Annotated in this window: 15 protein-coding genes; 9 read left to right on the top strand and 6 right to left on the bottom strand. The window is 61.7% G+C overall.

What is annotated here, in order from left to right; translation table 11 throughout:
- Positions 1–7: 7 nt before the first annotated feature.
- Complete coding sequence (locus ACTG20_RS20300) at positions 8–241, bottom strand: hypothetical protein (RefSeq protein ID WP_194495323.1); 234 nt, start codon at positions 239–241, stop codon at positions 8–10.
- 305 nt (positions 242–546) lie between these two features.
- Here ACTG20_RS20300 and ACTG20_RS20295 point away from each other — a divergent pair, with 305 nt between their 5' ends.
- Positions 547–1,845, top strand: a complete 1,299-nt coding sequence (locus ACTG20_RS20295; protein WP_439987371.1) for a ferredoxin reductase family protein — start codon at positions 547–549, stop codon at positions 1,843–1,845.
- Between the two features lie 15 nt (positions 1,846–1,860).
- Here ACTG20_RS20295 and ACTG20_RS20290 read toward each other — a convergent pair whose 3' ends face one another.
- Positions 1,861–5,028 (bottom strand): S41 family peptidase, encoded by a 3,168-nt coding sequence (locus tag ACTG20_RS20290; RefSeq protein ID WP_439987370.1) that lies wholly within the window; start codon positions 5,026–5,028, stop codon positions 1,861–1,863.
- A gap of 278 nt (positions 5,029–5,306) precedes the next feature.
- Here ACTG20_RS20290 and ACTG20_RS20285 point away from each other — a divergent pair, with 278 nt between their 5' ends.
- From ACTG20_RS20285 to ACTG20_RS20260, 6 genes are all read left to right on the top strand, one after another.
- The gene (locus ACTG20_RS20285; protein ID WP_005340284.1) at positions 5,307–5,786 is read left to right on the top strand and encodes a L,D-transpeptidase family protein; all 480 of its coding nucleotides are present in this window, start codon (positions 5,307–5,309) and stop codon (positions 5,784–5,786) included.
- 120 nt (positions 5,787–5,906) lie between these two features.
- On the top strand, positions 5,907–6,614 hold the full coding sequence (locus ACTG20_RS20280) for an AzlC family ABC transporter permease (RefSeq protein WP_279488810.1): 708 nt from the start codon (positions 5,907–5,909) through the stop codon (positions 6,612–6,614).
- A gap of 1 nt (position 6,615) precedes the next feature.
- Positions 6,616–6,951: an AzlD domain-containing protein gene (locus ACTG20_RS20275; RefSeq protein ID WP_439987369.1), complete on the top strand. Its 336-nt coding sequence runs from the start codon at positions 6,616–6,618 to the stop codon at positions 6,949–6,951.
- A gap of 122 nt (positions 6,952–7,073) precedes the next feature.
- Positions 7,074–8,600, top strand: a complete 1,527-nt coding sequence (locus ACTG20_RS20270) for a YjjI family glycine radical enzyme (protein ID WP_439987368.1) — start codon at positions 7,074–7,076, stop codon at positions 8,598–8,600.
- Positions 8,601–8,610: 10 nt separating this feature from the next.
- Positions 8,611–9,498 carry a YjjW family glycine radical enzyme activase gene (locus tag ACTG20_RS20265; protein WP_439987367.1) on the top strand — a complete coding sequence of 296 codons (888 nt, stop codon included), beginning with the start codon at positions 8,611–8,613 and terminating at the stop codon, positions 9,496–9,498.
- Positions 9,499–9,636: 138 nt separating this feature from the next.
- Positions 9,637–9,960: a DUF1820 family protein gene (locus tag ACTG20_RS20260; protein WP_005340296.1), complete on the top strand. Its 324-nt coding sequence runs from the start codon at positions 9,637–9,639 to the stop codon at positions 9,958–9,960.
- A gap of 63 nt (positions 9,961–10,023) precedes the next feature.
- On the opposite strand, the gene ACTG20_RS20255 is transcribed toward ACTG20_RS20260, so the two are convergent.
- From ACTG20_RS20255 to ACTG20_RS20245, 3 genes are all read right to left on the bottom strand, one after another.
- Positions 10,024–10,956: a LysR family transcriptional regulator gene (locus ACTG20_RS20255; protein WP_047434445.1), complete on the bottom strand. Its 933-nt coding sequence runs from the start codon at positions 10,954–10,956 to the stop codon at positions 10,024–10,026.
- Positions 10,957–11,118: 162 nt separating this feature from the next.
- Positions 11,119–12,315 carry an amino acid aminotransferase gene (locus ACTG20_RS20250; RefSeq protein WP_439987366.1) on the bottom strand — a complete coding sequence of 399 codons (1,197 nt, stop codon included), beginning with the start codon at positions 12,313–12,315 and terminating at the stop codon, positions 11,119–11,121.
- 127 nt (positions 12,316–12,442) lie between these two features.
- Positions 12,443–12,718, bottom strand: coding sequence for a metal/formaldehyde-sensitive transcriptional repressor (locus ACTG20_RS20245; RefSeq protein WP_058058594.1), 276 nt, complete (start codon positions 12,716–12,718; stop codon positions 12,443–12,445).
- Between the two features lie 71 nt (positions 12,719–12,789).
- Between ACTG20_RS20245 and dmeF the strand changes: the two genes are divergently transcribed.
- The gene (gene dmeF / locus ACTG20_RS20240) at positions 12,790–13,761 is read left to right on the top strand and encodes a CDF family Co(II)/Ni(II) efflux transporter DmeF (RefSeq protein WP_439987365.1); all 972 of its coding nucleotides are present in this window, start codon (positions 12,790–12,792) and stop codon (positions 13,759–13,761) included.
- Positions 13,762–13,808: 47 nt separating this feature from the next.
- Here the strand turns inward: dmeF and ACTG20_RS20235 are convergent, their stop codons facing one another.
- Positions 13,809–14,222 carry a hypothetical protein gene (locus ACTG20_RS20235; protein ID WP_005348835.1) on the bottom strand — a complete coding sequence of 138 codons (414 nt, stop codon included), beginning with the start codon at positions 14,220–14,222 and terminating at the stop codon, positions 13,809–13,811.
- A 261-nt stretch (positions 14,223–14,483) separates the two neighbouring features.
- Here ACTG20_RS20235 and pulA point away from each other — a divergent pair, with 261 nt between their 5' ends.
- On the top strand, positions 14,484–18,548 hold the full coding sequence (gene pulA, locus ACTG20_RS20230; protein WP_439987364.1) for a pullulanase-type alpha-1,6-glucosidase: 4,065 nt from the start codon (positions 14,484–14,486) through the stop codon (positions 18,546–18,548).
- Positions 18,549–18,644 lie beyond the last annotated feature (96 nt).

The raw sequence follows: 18,644 nt of genomic DNA, 5'->3' as shown, positions 1-18,644 counted from the left end.
TAATTTTTCATTCATCAATAACTTTATTTCCGCAATTTTCACAGATGGCGTGGCGCTCAAAGCGATCCATGTTGGCCAGAAAGGGGCCGGCGGCCCAGCCGGTAATGAAGTCCTTGATAAAGGCTTTGCGCTTTTGCTCCGGGGTCAGCTGCTGGCCAAAGGATTTGTCGACCAGCACCACGACATGGTTGGTCTCGCGTTGACAGCTTGAGCAGACGCGTTGTTCGGTGGATGAAAGCAAGGGGGAGCTCCTTGTCCGGAAGGTGGGCAGCAGGGTTTCCGCCGCAGATATGTGTCGTCCCCATTTGATTCCTTTTGCAGGTAGATCGTCAATCACGGCAGAGGTGGATTTTGCACTATTCCCCATGAAGAGAGGGCCAGTCAGCAAGGGTGACCAGAGGGGCCGGCGGGCCCCTCTGCTGTTGCCGTTTGTCACACATTGCCACACAAGCTTCCCCCTCTGGCAAAGTCTTGTGACCGGACGGGGTTGTAATGGAGCCATGAGCAGGGATGAGGCCCTGCCGCGATGGAACCAGGGAGCATGTTATGACGGGTAAACGGGTGTGGTGGCTGTTGCCGCTGCTGGCGGTTGGAGTCTGGTGGCTGGGTTATGCGGGGGACGCCAACGGGGTGTGGCCCTGGCGCCATGAGATGTTGCTGCTGACGGGCCTGCTGGGGATGGCCTATATGGCCATTTCGCTGTTGCTGGCATTGCGTCTGCCGCGGCTGGAGGTGTGGTGTGGCGGTCTGGACCGGATGTTGCGATTGCACCGCCAGACGGCCATCGGCGGCGCATTGGCACTGACCGCTCACTGGCTGCTGGTGGAGGCGCCCAAGTGGGCGGTCTCGGCGGGTTGGCTGAGCCGTCCCGCCCGGCGTGGGGCCAGCGCGGCCGCAGCTGGTGCAGGAGCAGGTAATGGCATCTCGCTCCATGCCCTTGGCAATACCTTGGGGGAGTGGAGTTTCTATCTGCTGATCGCGCTGGTGGTGGTGAGCTTGCTGGCGCTGGTGAGTTATGGCCGCTTTCGGCTGATCCATCGGTTGGCGCCGCTCATCTATCTGGCGGGTTGGGGGCACGGGCTCTGCCTGCTGCCTCAGGTGGGGGCCATGACGCCGGTTGGGGTAGCGATCTGGTTGATCGGCGGGATCGGTGCTATCGGGGCCCTCTACTCTCTGTTGGGACAAGTGGGAGCACGGGATCGCCATCCGGGCCGGATCATTGCGGTGCGGACGCTGGCGGATCACACCTGCGAGCTGACCATGCAGCTGGAGCAGCCGCTCGCCCATTACCGCCCGGGTCAGTTTGCCTTCTTCGAGTTTGACGCCAAGGAGGGGCCGCATCCCTTTACCCTGGTGCGGGTGTCGGCGGATCGGCGCCAGCTGGTGATCGCGGTGCGGGCGCTCGGGGATCATACTCGTCAGCTGGTGGCAGAGGCGCGCGCCGGGGATGGGGTGGTGGTGACCGGGCCCTATGGCGCCTTTGTCGCCCCGCAAGGGGGAGGTAGAGCCCTTTGGCTGGGGGCTGGGATCGGTATCACGCCGTTTGTGGCCTGGTTGGAGGGGCTGGCGGCCCGTGGGGAGCGCGGCGAGGAGATCACCCTGATCCAGTGTGCGCCGGATCTGGCAGGCGCCGTCTACCACCGGCGGTTGGCCGAGCTCTGTCATCGCACCGGCGTGCGCTATCAGCTGCATCTGGACAAGGCGGCCGGGCGACTGGATCTTGCCCGCATTGCGCAGGATGCCCCCGAGCAGGTGTGGTTTTGCGGGCCGGAGGGGATGGCAGATGCCCTGACCCGGCTGTTGCCGGACGGGCATCTGCATCGCGAGCTGTTTCGCTTTCGTTGAGCTCGATGGGGGCCGTTATTTGGCGCTGGCTGACAACTGCTTGAGGGCGGCTTGTACTGCCGCCTCCAGTTGCGGGTCGCGCCCAGCCACCATGTCGGCGGGGGTGAGGGGCACCTGCAGGTCCGGGATTAGCTCCTGATTCTCGTAGAAGGTGCCGTCCGGTTTGCGCAGCCCCAGGGTCGGAATGCCGTAGGAGAGCCCCGGAATCAGCCTAGAGTCGTGGCTGTAGACCATGGTGCCGGTGCCGGGCACCGGATCGCCGACGATGGGGCCGACCTTGAGGGCGCGGTAGTACTCGGGGAAGGCGGAGCCTTCCGAGTAGCTGGCGGCGTTCACCAGCACCACCGAGGGTTTGGTCCACTGGCGAGTGGCGGCGTCGGTTTCACCCTTGCCCTGACGGGGCCAACTGCTGGCCATTCCCTTGGTGCTGCCGCTGCCGGTCAGAAACTCCACCAGGGTATTGGCGAGATAGCCACCGCTGTTGAAGCGGACATCGACGATCAGCGCATCGCGATTGCGCTGTCTGCCGAGGGCATCCGCCACCACCGCATCGTAGACCTCGCTATTCATTGCCGGCAGATAGACGTAGCCGACCCGTCCTCCGCTCAGGCTGGCCACCAGCTCCCGCCGTTTCTCAATCCAGCGATCCTGTTGCAGCTGGTACTCCTGCTGTTTGTCGATGGCGGTGAGCACCACCTGGTCAGTTTGCTTGTTGCCCTCCTGCTGGAAGGTGAGGGCAAGCCGGGCGCCAGCCTGATGGTTGAGGGCCCGATCCAGCTCGGTCAGATTGGCAATCGGGACACCGTTGATGGCGAGCAGGCGGGCGCCCGGGGCGATATCGCTCTCCTGATCCAGCGGGCCGCCAGAGAGCATGGCGGTGAGCATCACCCCTTGCTCGCCATCCTGCCAGTAGCCGCCAAGGCTGGCGGTCTCGTCCGCCATGCGCGGGAAGGGGGCGGGGCCGCTGCCCCAGGTGTGGGAGACATTGAGCTCGCCAGCCAGCTCCGCCAACAGGTTGCCAAAGTCCCGCGGGTTGCCGATGCCCGGCAGCAGGCGGCGGTAAGCGGCGACATAGCTATCCCAGTTCACCCCGTTCATATCGTCCAGATAGAACTCGTCCCGGGTTAGGCGGGCGATCTGATCGAAGGCGGCGGTCATGCGTTCCTGCCAGCGGCTGGTGGGTTGCAAGGCGAAGGGGGCGCTGGTGGCCTCGCCGGAGTCGAGATGGATCCGGGTGATCTCCCCATCCCGCACCAGGGTAGCCAGGGTGCCCTGCTGGTTGAGGCTTGCCAGCGCTGGGCCGGGCTGCTCCCCAAACAGTTCGCTGGTTTTGCCCTTGCGCAGATCCTGGCTGTAGCCCTTGATCTCGCTCTCGCTGTTGACCCCCATCTCTTCCACCAGATAGATCACTTGGTCGCCGATGATGCGGCTGGCGAGCAGGGTGCCGGTGGGTTGCAGCAGCAGCGCTTCGCGATGGTTGAGACGATCGCTCTCAAAGCCGTATCCCCCTTTCGGCGGCTCCAGCTCGGCAATCGCATCGGCTCTGGCGGCGCGGCTGCTGTAAATGCCGAGCAGGTTGGTGACGAGGGGCTCGCCATCGGGCCCCAGTGCGCCAAACCGGGTCGATTGCCAGTAGAGGATGGCGCCATCCTGACTCCAGCCCGGTTGCCCATCCTGATAGCCGTTGAGGCTGACATTGACCGGTTTGGCCTTGGGATTGGCCGTATCGAGCACCGCGATCTCCTGCTCTGCCGCATCGGGGCGGAAAGTGAGCGCCAGATGGCGGGAGTCGGGGGCAAAGGCGAGATGTACCTCGTGGCGCGACGGGTTTAAGCTGGCAGGCACCAGCTCCCGCTGCTTGTTGCTCGCCAGATCAAGCAGATGGATGGCCTGGCCATCCACCACGAAGGCGAGCTGTTTGCCATCGGGGGAGAGCACCGGACGGCTGATCCCCTTGTCGGGAATCGCCAGCAGCAGACTCTCGGTCAAAGTGCCGGGATCGCTGAACAGCAGATCAGGGTCCCCCTTGCGCAGGCGATAGAGGGCGGCGTGCCCCTGCTGCTCCGACAGATAGATGAGGGCGCGCCCCTGCTCGGCGAAGAGAGGGCTGGATTGCTCGCTCGGATCGCGGGTCAGCTGACGCACCCGCTCCCGCTCGGGGTCGACGGCAAACAGGTTGCCCTCGCTCACCAGGATCAGCTCGTCCGCCTCTTCGCTGACCAGCGCTTCGTCTGCCAGGGTCAGGGCCTCGCTCGCCTCATCCGGCGTGCTCGCCACTTGCGGGCTGAGGGTCAGCTTGCGTGGCTCGCTGCTACCGGCATCGAGGCGATAGAGCTCGCCCAGCCATGACCAGACCAGATCGCCATTGCGAGAGGCGCTGAGCCCCCGCACCGGATGGCCCTGATAGTGGGTCAGCTGTTGCTCCTTGCCGCTGGCGAGATCCCGGCGCCAGACGTTGAAATCACCGCTGCGCTCGCTCAGGTAAAAGAGGGTATCTCCCTTGTCGCTCCAGTCCGGATCGGTGGCCGCCACCCGATCTTCGGTCAGCTGCTTGTGCTGCTTGCCATCAAACAGCCAGAGACGGGGCACCGCGAACGAGTGCTGATGCTTGCGAAAGGGTTGATCCGCCGCGGGCATCTGGTAGACGAGCCGCTCCCCGTGGGGGCGGGCGAGGGTCGCAGGCAGCGGCAGATTGGCCTGCAAGGTGCCGCCGGAGATGGGAGTCCAGTAGAGCTCGCCCCATTGGTAGCCTTCCGCGACAAAATGGTCGGCATCGGGCGCGCCCAGGCGCTGGCTGCTCAGCAACAGCCGTTTGCCATCGGCGCTGAAGGCTTGCGGCAGATCGGTGCGCGAATCGCGAGTGAGGCGCACCATCTCGCCGCCGTTGGCGGGTACCACGAACACATCTTCGTTGCCGTAGAGATTGGCGGCAAAGGCGAGCTGTTTGCCATCCGGTGACCAGATTGGCCGCTGGCTCAGGTAGTCGCTGCCGGTGAGCGCCGTAGCGGGGCCACCCTCGGCACTGGCGACAAAAATGCGCCCCTGCCAGGTGAAAGCAAGCCGCTTGCCATCGGGGGAGAGGGCGGGCTCGCGCAGCCAGAGTGCATCGGCGGCGACACTGGCGGGCAGCCAGAGCAGGAGTGGCGAGAACAGCAGGGTGGCGAGGCGGCACGAAGAGCGCATGGCATGATCCTGTCGGGGAGTGGAGTGTTATCTTCGCCGATCATTGCCCCGGGTGCCAGCGCGATAATTTTTGTATCTTGTTGTTTTAACTGTTAATTACTAATGCCAAATGACGGCGTTCAAGGAAGATGGCCTGGCTGCGACAAGATATGTTTTGCCGGGCATATTGAGTATTGATGGCGATCCAATATCATGGCGCTCGCTCGCCGCTCGGCGGGCATCGTTCAGATGATCTGGTAACAAGAAAAGCCCGCACCAGAGGCTTGTCGAGGGATGGAATGAGAGCCGTATTACTGTGTTTGTTGGGGCTTTGGCCCGCATTGAGTTTTGCCTTGACCGAAAAAGCCGATTTGGTGGTGGTCAAGAAGTCGACCTATAGCCTGACCCTGATGAAGGATGGCAAAGAACTGAAGCGCTACTGGATTGCTCTGGGCCCGGCGCCCAAGGGGCATAAGCAGCAGGAAGGGGATCAGCGTACGCCGGAAGGGCGCTACACCCTCGACTACAAGAAGACCAATTCCGGCTACTACAAAGCCATCCATATCAACTATCCGAACCTGGATGACATCAAGCGGGCCAATGAGCTGGGTGTTCGTCCGGGTGGCATGATCATGATCCACGGGCAGCGCAACAGCATTGGCAACCGCAGGGTTCAGCCCTCCAACTGGACCAACGGCTGCATCGCCATGCTCAATCACGAGCTGGATGAGGTGTGGGACGCTATTGACCCGGGTACGCCCATCGTCATCGAGCCCTGATCCCCTTGTGCACGCCCGCGACTCCGCGGGCGTTTTATTACCCGTCAGTGATGACGTGACAGCGCTTGCTGTCCCGTGCTAGTTTTTTCGGCTCGCTTTGGCTGTGACAAGGAAGATCACATGATGTCAGTAACGAGCGTGCCCGAGCGAACGGGAATGCTCTGGTGGCGTGCCACACTGGATATGCTCCCGCTCTCCATTTCGGTGATCCCCTGGGGGATCCTGTGTGGCGCTTTGGCGTTGCAGGCAGGGCTGAGTCCGCTTCAGGCGCAGCTGATGTCGTTGCTGGTCTACGCCGGAGCCGCCCAGCTCTCGGCCACGACCCTGTTCGGGGCGGGCACGCCCCTGCTGCCCATCATGGGCTCCACCATGGTGATCACTTCCCAGCATCTGCTATACGGCTTCACCTTCCGCCGTGACGTATTGCCGCTCTCCCTGCGCTGGCGGGCCAGCCTTGCTTTTTTCCTGACTGATGAGATGTTCGCTGTGGCGCTGAAAGACCGGGAGCGCAGCGGCCACTTTGATCCGGCCTACGCGCTCATCGCGGGATTCGTCTTCTATCTGTTCTGGAATCTGGCGACCCTGGTCGGCATCGCGGCCGGCCAGTACATCGATGGACTGGACAGCATGGGGCTGGATTTTGCCATCGCGGCCACCTTCATCGCCATGACCATTCCCGCCATGAAAAACTTGCCCATGGTGGCGGCCACTCTGGTGAGCGGCGGCACAGCGTTGCTTACCAAGCCGCTGCTGGCGGAGATCCACATCATCGTCTCGGCTCTGGCTGGCATGGTGGTGGGCTATGTGCTGCACCGGATGAGGAGGTAGCGTGAGCTGGCTGATGATTGGCCTGCTGGCCCTGATCACCTTTTTCAACCGCTTCGCCTTCTTTTCTCGGTTGACCCGATATCAGCCGGGTGCCGAGATGGGGGCGTTTCTCGGCTTTTCGGTCCAGTCGGTGCTGACTGCAATCTGGTTGCCCATCGTCTTTAGCTACGAGCCGGGGATAGGTCTTGACTGGGATCCTGACTACCTGACTGCCACCCTGTGGGTAATGCTCTTGACCCTGTTGCGGCTGCCGACTCTGGTTGTGGTGGTGGGTGGAATGGGGGGCTTCTTTCTGCTGCGCTGGCTGGGAGGCATAGCCGAGCTCTTGCCTTTGTGAAGCGCGAGCCGTGATCTTGTGTAATGGATGTCATTATTCGACATCCGTCATGTCATGAATGTCACTTCAAAAAAAGCCTGCAAATGGTGAGGATATGGGCTCTGTCCGTGAAGGAGTGTCCCATGTCTTTGATCGAAACCTGTCAGCGTATCGTGCGCGATCCCCATCTCTCCGCCGCCCAGAAGAGCCACGCACTGGCGCTGGCCGCCGAGAATGCGTTGCCCTACCCCGACCTGCCTGCCGCAGTCGCCGAGGCGATGGAGCTGGGTTTTATCTGCGACATGTTCGAAGGGCATGCCCCCTACAAGCCGCGTTATGTGCTGCCGGACTATGAAAAATTCCTGACTCAGGGCTCTGCCTGGCTGGAGCTGGCACCACCACAGGATTTCGACGAGGCGCTCAACGCCCTGCGCATCCTCTATCACCATGTCCCCTCCGTCACCGGCATGCCGGTCTGGCTGGGTCGGCTCGACCATCTGCTGTTGCCGTTTGTCGGCGAACTGGATGACGAGACCCTCTATCGCAAGCTGAAGGGGTTCTGGGTCTATCTGGACAGGGTGCTGCCGGACGCCTTCATGCACGTCAACATCGGTCCCGATGACAACCGGATCTGCCGCCTGATCCTGCGCATCGACAACGAGCTCAAGCAGGTGGCCCCCAACCTCACCTTTTTCCACGATCCGGAGCAGACTCCCGACGATCTACTGCTGCTGGCGGTGAAGAATATCGCCGAGTGCAGCAAGCCGCACATCGCCAACTACCCGATCCACCGCGATACCTTCGACCTGCGTGGTTTTGGTATCGTCAGCTGCTACAACGCCCTGCCGCAGGCCGGTGGCGCCAATACTCTGGTGCGCATCTCCCTCAAGCGGGTCGCCGAGCAGTGTCAGGGGATCGATGATTTCCTCGGTTGCCTGCTGCCCCACTACTGCCGTCTGGCCTCCCAGCTGATCGAAGCGCGGGCCGCATTTCTCCACGATGAGTCCGGTTTCTTCGACAGCTTCCTGGTGAAAGAGGGGCTGCTGGATGAGGATCGTTTCGTCCCCATGTTCGGTATCTACGGCATGGCGGAAGCGGTCAATATCCTGATGGATAAAGAGAATCTGCCGGATCGCTACGGCCATGACGAGGAGGCGAACCAGCTTGGCTATCGCATCTCGGCCCAGCTCTCGGAATATGTCACTGCGACGCCGCAAACCCATGCCTGGGGTGGCCGCGCTTTGTTGCATTCGCAAGGTGGCCTCAGCATCGATGTGGCTGTTACCCCCGGGGTGCGCATTCCCTACGGGCATGAGCCGGATCCGGCAAGCCATGTGCTGGCACTGGCACCGCACCACACTTATTACCATTCGGGGATCAGCGAGATCCTGACGCTGGATCCCACCATCCGCCAGAACCCGCAGGCCCTGCTGCAGCTCTGCAAAGGGGCGCTCGCCATCGGTATGCGCGAGTTCACCGCCAACGTGGCCGACAGCGATCTGGTGCGGGTGACCGGCTACATGATCCGCAAGAGCGACGTGGCCCGCTTCGCAGAGGAGGGGTCGCGCTTGCAGACCACCTGTCTCGGTGCCGAGGCGAGTGAAGTGACCGCCATTCGTCAGCGGGCACCGCGGGTGGTCGCCCACGAATCGACCATCTGCGAGTATTGAGTTCGCACCGATGGCTGATGTTTTGCCAACACGTAGCGCCCTGGTGAGCAGGGTGCTGCCGTTCTCCTGTGTCGACGGGCCGGGCAACCGGCTGGTGCTGTTTCTGCAGGGCTGCAACTTTCGCTGCCCCGGCTGCCATAATCCCCACACCATCGGGCTGTGCGACGATTGCGGTGACTGCCTTGCGGTCTGCCCGAGCGGCGCCCTCACCATGAGCGAGGGCAAGGTTAATTGGCAGGAGGCGCTCTGCACCGATTGCGATGCCTGTCTGGAGGCCTGCCCGCGCAGCGCCAATCCCAAAACCACTACCATGACGGTGGCCGACGTGTTGGCCCTGCTGCGCCGCTACGGCCCGCTGCTGAGCGGGATTACCGTCTCCGGCGGTGAGGCGACCACCCGGCTTCCTTTCGTGGTGGCCCTGTTTCGCGCCATCAAGGAGGTGCCGGATCTGGCCCATCTCAGCTGTCTGCTCGACAGCAACGGCTCTCTGGCCGAAACCGGCTGGCAGCGGCTGCTGCCGGTGCTCGACGGCGCCATGCTCGATCTCAAGGGCTGGCGTGACTCGGTGCATCACTCCCTGACCGGCTATGGTCGCGAGCGGGTGTTGGCATCGCTGCAACTGCTGGCACGCCACGGCAAGCTGACCGAACTGCGGCTGCTCCATGTGCCGGGCAAGAGCGATTTTCTGGATACGAGTGGTGAGCTGGACGCGGATCTTGCCGCCTTCTTGCAGCAGCTTGGGCCTGTGCCCATTCGCCTCAACGGCTTTCGCCACCACGGGGTGCGGGGGGCGGCGGCGCAATGGCCAGAGGCTCACCAAACCGAGCTGGAACAGCTGGCCAGCCGTTTGCGTGCAGCGGGATTGGGGCCGGTCTCACTACCTGCCTTGATGGGCTGAGTGGTTGCGTCATCCGGTGACCGTCATGGCGTGAGGTGCGGCATGGAAAGGCCGCAACTGTGATTTCTGTCTATTGGAGGGGGCGAGAACGGCGGCTAGAATAATGGCCATCTTCTTACCTCTCAATGACAGATAATCATGAGTGAAAGCAAGGCGTTATATCGGGTTCAGTTTATTTGCCACAGCGAGCGCTACGAAGTGTATGTGCGCGAAGTCAATCAGGGCCAGCTGTTCGGTTTTATCGAGATTGCCGACTTTGTCTGGGACAACCACACGGCGCTCATCGTCGATCCCAGTCACGAGAAGCTCAAGAGCGAATTTGCCGATGTGCGCCAGACCCTTATCCCCATGCATCAGGTGCTGCGCATCGATCAGGTGAAAAAGCAGGGGGCAGCTCGCATCACGGATCTGGGCAGCAACGTCGCCTCCTTCCCCAGCCCCATCTATACCAAACGTCCCTAGTCCCTACTTGCCGTTGATGTTTCGCCGCGGTGAAACATCAATCTCTTCTCCTTGTCGTCCGGCTCAGGGCTCAATCAATTCGCGACCCAGTTGCAGGATCCGCTGGCGGAACCAGTGACGGGCCGAGCCATCACCGGCCGGACCATACCAGACCAGACTGTGACTCACCTTGCCGTAATCGAACGGTGCCGGACGCATCACCAGATCCGGCTGACTGGCCATGCAGGCCGCCCAGCCACCGATGGCGGTGAGGATCAGGTCGGTCTGGGGCAGCAGGGCCGCCGCGCTGGCAAAATCGGGCAGGGTGGCGCCAATCTGGCGACGCACCTGCTGCTGGGCCAGGCTCTGCTCAAAGAAGGGGTTGGCCAGCTCCTGATCCCGGATGGCGATATGGCGCCAGCTCAGATAAGCATCGAGATCCCAGGGCTTGGCTAGTGCTGGGTGGTCTTTGCGCAGCAGGCAGACCAGTTTTTCTTCCCGCAGGGTCTCCCACACCAGCCCGGGCTGGCGCGGCAATGGCTGGCTCTGGTCATGGGGCAGGATCACGAAGTCGAGTTTGCCCGCTGCCAGCGCCTCCAGCCCCTGTTCATCCTTGTTCCAGATCTCCGGCACCATGCCCGGCACCTCTTTCATCAGCTGACCCAGAATGGGGCCCACCGGCCAGGTCATCACGCTCTCGCGCAATCCCAGCCGCAAGCTGCCCTGCCACTGTTGGGGGTTGAAGGCGTTCTGGCGAGTGAGGCCGTTCAGTTCCCCCAGTAGTCGATGCAGGGTGGGAGCCAGTCGCTCGGCCATGGGGGTGAGCAACAGCTGGTTTCCCTGACGGTAGAGCAGTTGATCCCCCAGCAGATCCCGCAGTTGGTTGAGGGTCTTGCTGACGGTGGAAGGGGTGGTGCAGAGCCGCTCGGCGGTGCGGGTGACGCTCTGGTTGTCGAGCAACAGGTGCAGGGTGACCAGATGGCGACCTCCCAGCCTAGAGAGAGCGATCAGATCCATAGTGGCTCCTGAAATTGATGAAGATAAACAGGCTTGGAATCAGAAAGATTCAACGTGACCTGCTGGCATTCTCTCACAGCAGGGGGAGGGTGAGCAGACTCCTCAAGAGGTGACTGCGAACGCAACAGACAAAAAGCCCCGCCAAAGCGGGGCTGATGCGGATTAGCCCTTGAGCACCGCCGCCATGGCGTCGGCCACATAGTCGACGTTGCGGCTGTTGAGGCCAGCCACGCACATGCGACCGGAGCGCACCAGATAGACGGCGAACTCTTCGCGCAGGCGATCTACCTGCTCCGGGGTGAAGCCGGTGTAGCTGAACATGCCGCGCTGGTTGATGAAGTAGCTGAAATCGCGGCCCGGCACCTTGGCGCTCAACACCTCGTAGAGCTTCTGGCGCATCGCCTTGATGCGGGTGCGCATCTCGGTCACTTCATCGACCCACATAGCGTGCAGCTCCGGCTGGCTCATCACCGCCGCAGTGATCTGGCCACCGTGGGTGGGAGGGCTTGAGTAGTTGCGGCGCACGGTGGCCTTCATCTGGCCCAGTACGCGGCTTGCCTCTTCGGCATCCTGACAGATGACCGACAGACCGCCGCAGCGCTCGCCGTAGAATGAGAGGTTCTTGGAAAACGAGTTGCTGACGAAGAAGCTGACGCCTGCGGCCACCATGGCGCGGATGGCGTAGGCATCCTCTTCCAGTCCGTCACCGAAGCCTTGGTAGGCGATGTCCATAAAGGGGATCAGGTTCTTCTCGACCACCAGCGCGATCACCCGATCCCACTGGGCGCGGGAGAGATCCACCCCGGTCGGGTTGTGGCAGCAGGGGTGCAGCAGCACGATGCTCTTGGCTGGCAGGGTGCTCAGGCAGTCGATCATGGCATCGAACTGCACACCACCGGTGGCCGCATCGTAGTAGGGGTAGTCATGCACCTTGATGCCGGCTCCCTCGAACATCGCTTTGTGGTTGTCCCAGGTCGGATTGCTGACCCACACCTCGGAGGTCGGGAAGTAGCGCTTGAGCAGATCGGCGCCGATTTTGAGCGCGCCTGAGCCACCGATGGTCTGGATGGTGGCGATACGTCCCGCCTTGACCGCTCCATGGTCGGCACCAAACAGCAGGTGCTGCACCGCAGTGCGGTAGTTGGCGGCGCCTTCCATCGGCTGGTAGGGGCGCGGGGCCGGGGCGGCGGCGCGCTGAGCTTCGGCCTGCTGCACCGACGGCAGCAGCGGAATACGCCCCTGCTCGTCGTAATAAAGGCCAATCCCCAGGTTCACCTTCTGCTCGCGGGTGTCTTTGTGGAAGGTCTCGACTAGCGTCAGGATGGGGTCGCCAGCATAGGCATCGACGTGTTCAAACATGGGGGATCCTTGAAATTGACTGTCCAGTAAAACCGGCGGTCAGCCGGGCTGGACATCATGGCGCAAAGCTGGCGGTGGCTCAAGCCCGACGCTGGTCGAGCCTGAAGGGATGGCGCCGCCATCCTGCTTACTTCAAATAGGATCTCAGGACGCTGACCACCTGATCCAGATCCTCCAATCGCTCGGCCGGGGTGGCATCGGGGGCGCCGAGATGCTCGCGCATATGCCCTTCCAGTACCTCCAGCATCAGGCCGTTGACGGCGCCGCGGATGGCGGCAATCTGCTGCAAAATGGCGGCGCAGTCGCTCTCCTGCTCCAGCGCGCTTTCCAGCGCACCGGCCTGTCCCTTGATGCGGCGCACCCGTGCCAGCAACTTCTTTTTGTCGTGAATAGTGTGGGACATGAGGGATCCTCTCGATCAATAAAACTATACTGGGGTATAGTATATTGCATCATCGCTCTCAGGAGAAATCCATGTCATCCCTCGCTCAATCCCACTGCCATCAACCCGTCATCCACGAGGGCAATCCGCTGGCCGAACAGAAGACCCGCTGGGCCGTATTGTTGACCGTCATCATGATGGTGGCGGAGATTGGCGGCGGCTGGTTCTACAACTCCATGGCGCTGCTGGCCGATGGCTGGCACATGAGCTCCCACGCGCTGGCGCTCGGTCTCTCGGTGCTGGCCTATCGCGCCGCCCGCCATTTCGCCCGTGACCACAGATTCAGCTTCGGCACCTGGAAGATCGAGGTGCTGGGTGGCTTCACCAGCGCCCTGTTGCTGGTGGGAGTGGCCGGGTTGATGCTGTTCGAGTCTGTGTTCCGGCTGCTCGATCCCAGCCCGATCCACTATCAACAGGCGATCGCTATCGCGCTGGTGGGGCTGCTGGTGAACCTCGCCTGTGCCTGGCTGCTCAAGGATGATCACGGCCACCATCACCACGGCCATGGGCATGACCACCATCATGAGCATCACGACCACGCTCATCATCATGACCATGACGATCACCACGGCCATCAGGATCTCAACCTGCGCGCCGCCTATATCCACGTGCTGGCGGATGCGGCCACTTCCGTGCTGGCGATTCTGGCGCTGGTGGGGGGCATGCTGTGGGGCGCTGACTGGCTCGACCCGCTGATGGGCATAGTGGGTGCCGGACTGGTCGCGGTGTGGGCCTGGGGCCTGTTGCGCGACTCCGGTCGGGTGCTGCTGGATGCCGAGATGGATACCCCGCTGGTAGCAGAGATCCGCGAGGTCATCGCCGAACTGCCGGGCACTGATATTCGCGATCTGCACGTCTGGCGGGTAGGGCAGCAGCAGTATGCCTGCGTGCTCTCTTTGCTGATGGTCAATCCGCTACCGGCGCAGCAGATCCGCGAACGGTTGGCGATCCATAAAGAGCTGGTGCATGTGACCATCGAGATCGCCAGCGAACAGGATAAATAACGGGGGCCGTTGGCCCCCTTGGTTTCAGTGCCGTTGGCACTCTGATGTCAGTGCGGTTGCCCGGTGATCTCATCCTGGGGCTTGTGTTGCCACACTGCGCCGAGCAGCAGCTTGAGCAGCAGTCCGGGCGGGTTGTCCAGCAGCTTGCCCGACTCCAGCAGCAGCTGACCATCGGCGCGAAACCCGAGGCTGGCATCTATGGTGCCATCCTCCGAGACCACCTGGATCAGGCCATTGAGGGCGGAGCGCTCACCGGGCTGACAGCGCAGCCGCAGTTCGCGGGGTTCCCCCAGCAGGGTGAAGGCGCGGCTCAGCGGGGGCGAGTCTTCATAATCGGGCCAGTTGAAGAAGTGATACTGCTCGGCCAGGGTGCCAGCCTGCTGGCAAAACTGGTCGAACAGCTGCCCGATCGCCTGATACTCCTGATCGAGTCGTCTTGCCTGCTCTTCAATCCGTTTCATGTTTACTCCTTGTCTATCCACTTGATCAGACATTGCTTTTCTGACCCCGTGACTGCCGTTTTCCAGATATGAGGCCAAATGGCTGCGAGGTCTGTGAGCCGGATCGAAGTTTCAGTCTGAAAACGTTATCTTGTTGAAACTGTATGGCTTTTTTGGCTTTCCGCTCACATTTGAATCGATTGCCGCTGATTAATATGGCATCGCCTGGCAATGACCGGGTGCTCGACTATCGAGACTAACTACAGCGGGAATTATAAAAATATGGATATGAAAAAGACCAAAGTGGCGCTGGTAACAGCCTCACTGCTCGCGCTTTTGTCTGGCTGTAATGACAACAGCTCTGATGCCTCCGGTGTGAACCCCGTCCCCCCTACACCGCCTACACCTGAAGTCACCGATGGGCCTGTCGCTCGTCTGCCCAAGATGGATCCCCCGAAAGAGTTGCTGGTTGCCGGGGAGAATCAGGTGGTCATTGCGCTGGTGGATACCCAGTCGGCAGCCAAGGGGGCCAAGGCACCATTTGACAGCCACAGCCTGCACCTTTGGAACAACGATGCCTGTAACGCTACCGCTGATAGCGGCCTGAATACCGGTTGGGATGACAAGAGCAAGACTCCTGCCACTGCCGACAGCTTTGGTCCGGCCTGGGTTGTTCCGCTCAAAAATGTGGAAGGGTGCATCAACTTTATCGCTCGCAACGGCGATCTGGCCAACCTGACCGGCAGCGATATGAAGGTGAGCTTCAGTGAGCACCCGGATCGCACCGTGGCCATCGTCGCGGGCAAGAAAGATCTGTTTGGCAGCCGTGCCGAAGCATTTACCGCCGCCTTTGGCGTGGCGGGGGCCAGCGCTCATCTGATCGATGGCAATACCCTGATCTGGCAAGGGGGCAAGGACAAGCCCCACGTTCGCCTCTATTACAGCGACTCGGGCACCATCAAGGCCAATGCCGATGGGGTGTTCGATTTCCCCTATATCAGCTTGACCGCGACCGGCCTGACTGCCGAGCAGCAGGCCAAATATCCGCATCTCAAGGATGCCGCCGCCTTTGCCCTGCCGGCCGGTAAAGATCTCAAGCCCCTGCTCAAGGGTGAGCTGGTGGCTATCGGCACCGATGCTGACGGTATCCTGCAGGGGGTGACCCTGGTGCAGAGCGCCGGCGCCCTCGATGCGCTTTATGCTCCCGAGGCGACCAAGCTGAGCTATGGTGCCGTGGTGGAGGGTAACCGGGTGATCTTCCGCCTCTGGGCGCCGACCGCCAAGTCGGTCAAGCTGGCCCTCTACAACGCCAGCCACCAGAAGAGTGGTGAAGTGGCCATGACCTTCGACAGCGCCAGCGGCAGCTGGAGTTACGAAGGGGGCAGCGAGCTGATCGGCCAGTTCTACCGCTACGACATGGAGGTCTACCATCCGCTGAGCCGCAAGGTTGAGCACTACGAGGTGACCGATCCCTACTCCTTGAGTCTGGCGATGAACTCCGAGTTCAGTCAGGTAGTGGATCTCGACGATCCGGCCCTGAAACCGGAAGGATGGGACAGCCTCAAGGCGCCACACAGCCAGCAGAACCCCGCCGACATCACCATCTATGAGGCCCATATTCGCGACCTGACCGGTAACGATGCCTCCACCGATGAAGAGAAGCGCGGCAAGTTTGTCGGTCTGACCCAGCCCGACTCTGTACCGGTCAACCATCTGAAAGCGCTGGCCAAAAGCGGCGTCAGCCACCTGCACCTGCTGCCGGTGTTCGATATCGCCACCGTCAACGAGGATCCGGCCAAGGTAGCCAATCTCGGCGATGACTTCAGCAAGCTCTGTCAGGTCAATCCGGATGTGAAAACATCCAAATTTGGCGGCTATTGCGGTGGCGGTCAGACCGTGGGAGATGTGCTGGCCGACCTGCAAGGGGGCGACAGCAAGGATAATCCGCAGGTGCAGGAGCTTTCCGGCTATCTGCGCGGCGTCGACTCCTTCAACTGGGGTTATGATCCCTACCACTACACCACGCCGGAAGGCTCCTACGCCACCAACGCCGAGGGCACCAAACGTATTCTGGAGTTCCGCGAGATGGTCAAGGCCATCAAGCAGAACATCGGCATGAACGTGGTGATGGACGTGGTCTACAACCACACCAACGAATCCGGGCTCGGCCCCAAGTCGGTGCTCGACAAGATAGTGCCCTGGTACTATCAGCGCCTCAATCCGGAGACCGGCTCGGTGGAGAACTCCACCTGTTGCTCCAACACGGCGCCGGAACACGCCATGTTCGCCAAGCTGATGGATGACTCTCTGGTCACCTGGGCGCGCGACTACAAGATCGACGCCTTCCGCTTCGATCTGATGGGCCACCATCCGAAAGATCAGATGGTGCAGGCGCTGGCCGCGGTGAAGAAGGTCAATCCCGAGATGTACTTCTACGGCGAGGGGTGGAACTTCGGCGAAGTGCAGGATGACAAGCGCTTCGTGCAGGCGACCCAGAAGCATCTGGGCGGTACCGGCATCGGTTCCTTCTCGGACCGCTTGCGCGATGCGGTGCGCGGCGGCAGTCCGTTCGACGGCGGCGATACCATTCGCAAGACCCAGGGCTTTGGCAACGGTGCTTTCGTCGATCCTAACGAAATGAGCAAGGTGGATCTGGCTACGGCCTTGCACCAGTCCGATCTGGTGCGGCTCGGCATGGCGGGCAACCTCAAGGAGTTCGTGCTGACCGACAAGGATGGCATGCCAAAGAAAGGCGCCGAGATCGACTACAACGGTCAGAGCGCCGGTTATGCCCAGGACCCGGTGGAAGTGCAGAACTATGTCGACAAGCACGACAACCAGACCCTGTTCGACAACCTGATCTACAAGGCGCCTGCCGGAGCCGATCTGGTGCGGATGCAGGGGGTCTCGCTGGCGACCGCCATGCTGGGTCAGGGCATTCCCTTCACCCACGCAGGTGTCGAGCTGCTGCGTTCCAAATCCATGGAGCGGGACAGCTATGACTCGGGCGACTGGTACAACAAGGTCGACTACACCCTGGGCGACAACAACTTCGACAAGGGGTTGCCGCGCAAGGACAAGGATGGCGACAACTATCCGCTGATCGAGCAGGTGCTCGGCAAGCATGCCAAGCCGGGCTCGGCCGAGATGGCGCAGATGGTGAGCTTCTATCAGGAGCTGGCGGAGCTGCGCAACTCCTCCCGCCTGCTGCGTCTGGGCAGCGGTGCCGAGGTGATCAAGCGGGTCGACTTCCGCAATACCGGCCCGGATCAGGTGCCCGGCCTTATCGTCATGACGGTGGATGATGGCGTCAGTGCCGGGGCGGATCTGGATCCGGCCATCGACGGTCTGGTGGTGATGATCAACGCCAGCAACCAGAGCCAGAGCATCGGCGACTTCCGTGACGGCAACGATCAGCCCATCGATCTGAGCGGTATGGTGCTTAGCAGCAAGCATCGCGCAGTCGACAGTATCGCCAGCGGCGCCGCCTATGATAACGGCCAGCTGACGCTGGTGGCCTGGTCTGCCGCCGTGTTCGTCAAGCCGCAGAATGGCGCCCAGGGCGCGGGCCTACCGGTCAGCAAGAAGACCGACCTGAGCACGCTGCCACCGTTTGGCAACACCGATGTTTATCTGAAGGGCTTCTTGGACCCCAGTTTTGGCGACAAGAATCCGCTGACATTTACCAGTAACTTCATGTACGAGTTCAGCGCAGAAGTGACGGCGGAGCAGCTTGGTAACACCGAATTGAAGGTGGCGGACTCTGGCTGGAGCATTAACTACGGCAGCTGCAACGCCGGTGACAAGCTGGTGGTCGGCACTCCGCTGACCCTTTGCAAGGGGGGAGAAACCGGCAATATCGGTGTCGATCTGGCCAAGGCAGGCAGCTACAAGTTTGTCTTCACCGCCATGAACAAGGACAAACCGACCCTGAGCGTCAGCTTCACCGAGCCGGTGCAGAGCTGCAAGGTGCTGGACACGGTGGCGGGCAATCCGCTCGGCTACAACCTGTTCGTCAAGGGTGAGCTCTCCGGCTGGGGAGCCCAACCTCAGTACCAGCTGAGCTACAAGGGGATGGACGGCGATCTCGCCATCTATCAGGCGGCGTTCAACTACGCCGGCAGCACCGAGTTCAAGGTGGCCAACGAGGACTGGAGCAAGGAGTACCTGCTCAACGGTGGTGGCGCGGTGAACGCTGAAACCGGCTATTCGTTCGCCTTCTCCAAGGGGGGCAGTGCCAATAACAGCATCACCCTGCCGCAGGGGCTGTGGAGTGTGCTGGTGAAGGTTGACCCGGCTGGCGTCAAGGCGGGTACTGCCGTCATTCAGGAGTGCAGCGTCAAGTAAGCAAGCCATTGAGTCCGGGGGATGGCTCGGCGCCCCCGGGTTGAATTCCACCTTGCCAAGGGTGGGATAACTCCGAGAGAGTAAGCAAAGCGCGAC

The organism is Aeromonas sp. 84A (assembly GCF_051919345.1).
GTDB classification, from domain to species: domain Bacteria; phylum Pseudomonadota; class Gammaproteobacteria; order Enterobacterales; family Aeromonadaceae; genus Aeromonas; species Aeromonas veronii.
This window is presented reverse-complemented; position numbering and strand designations above follow the sequence as displayed.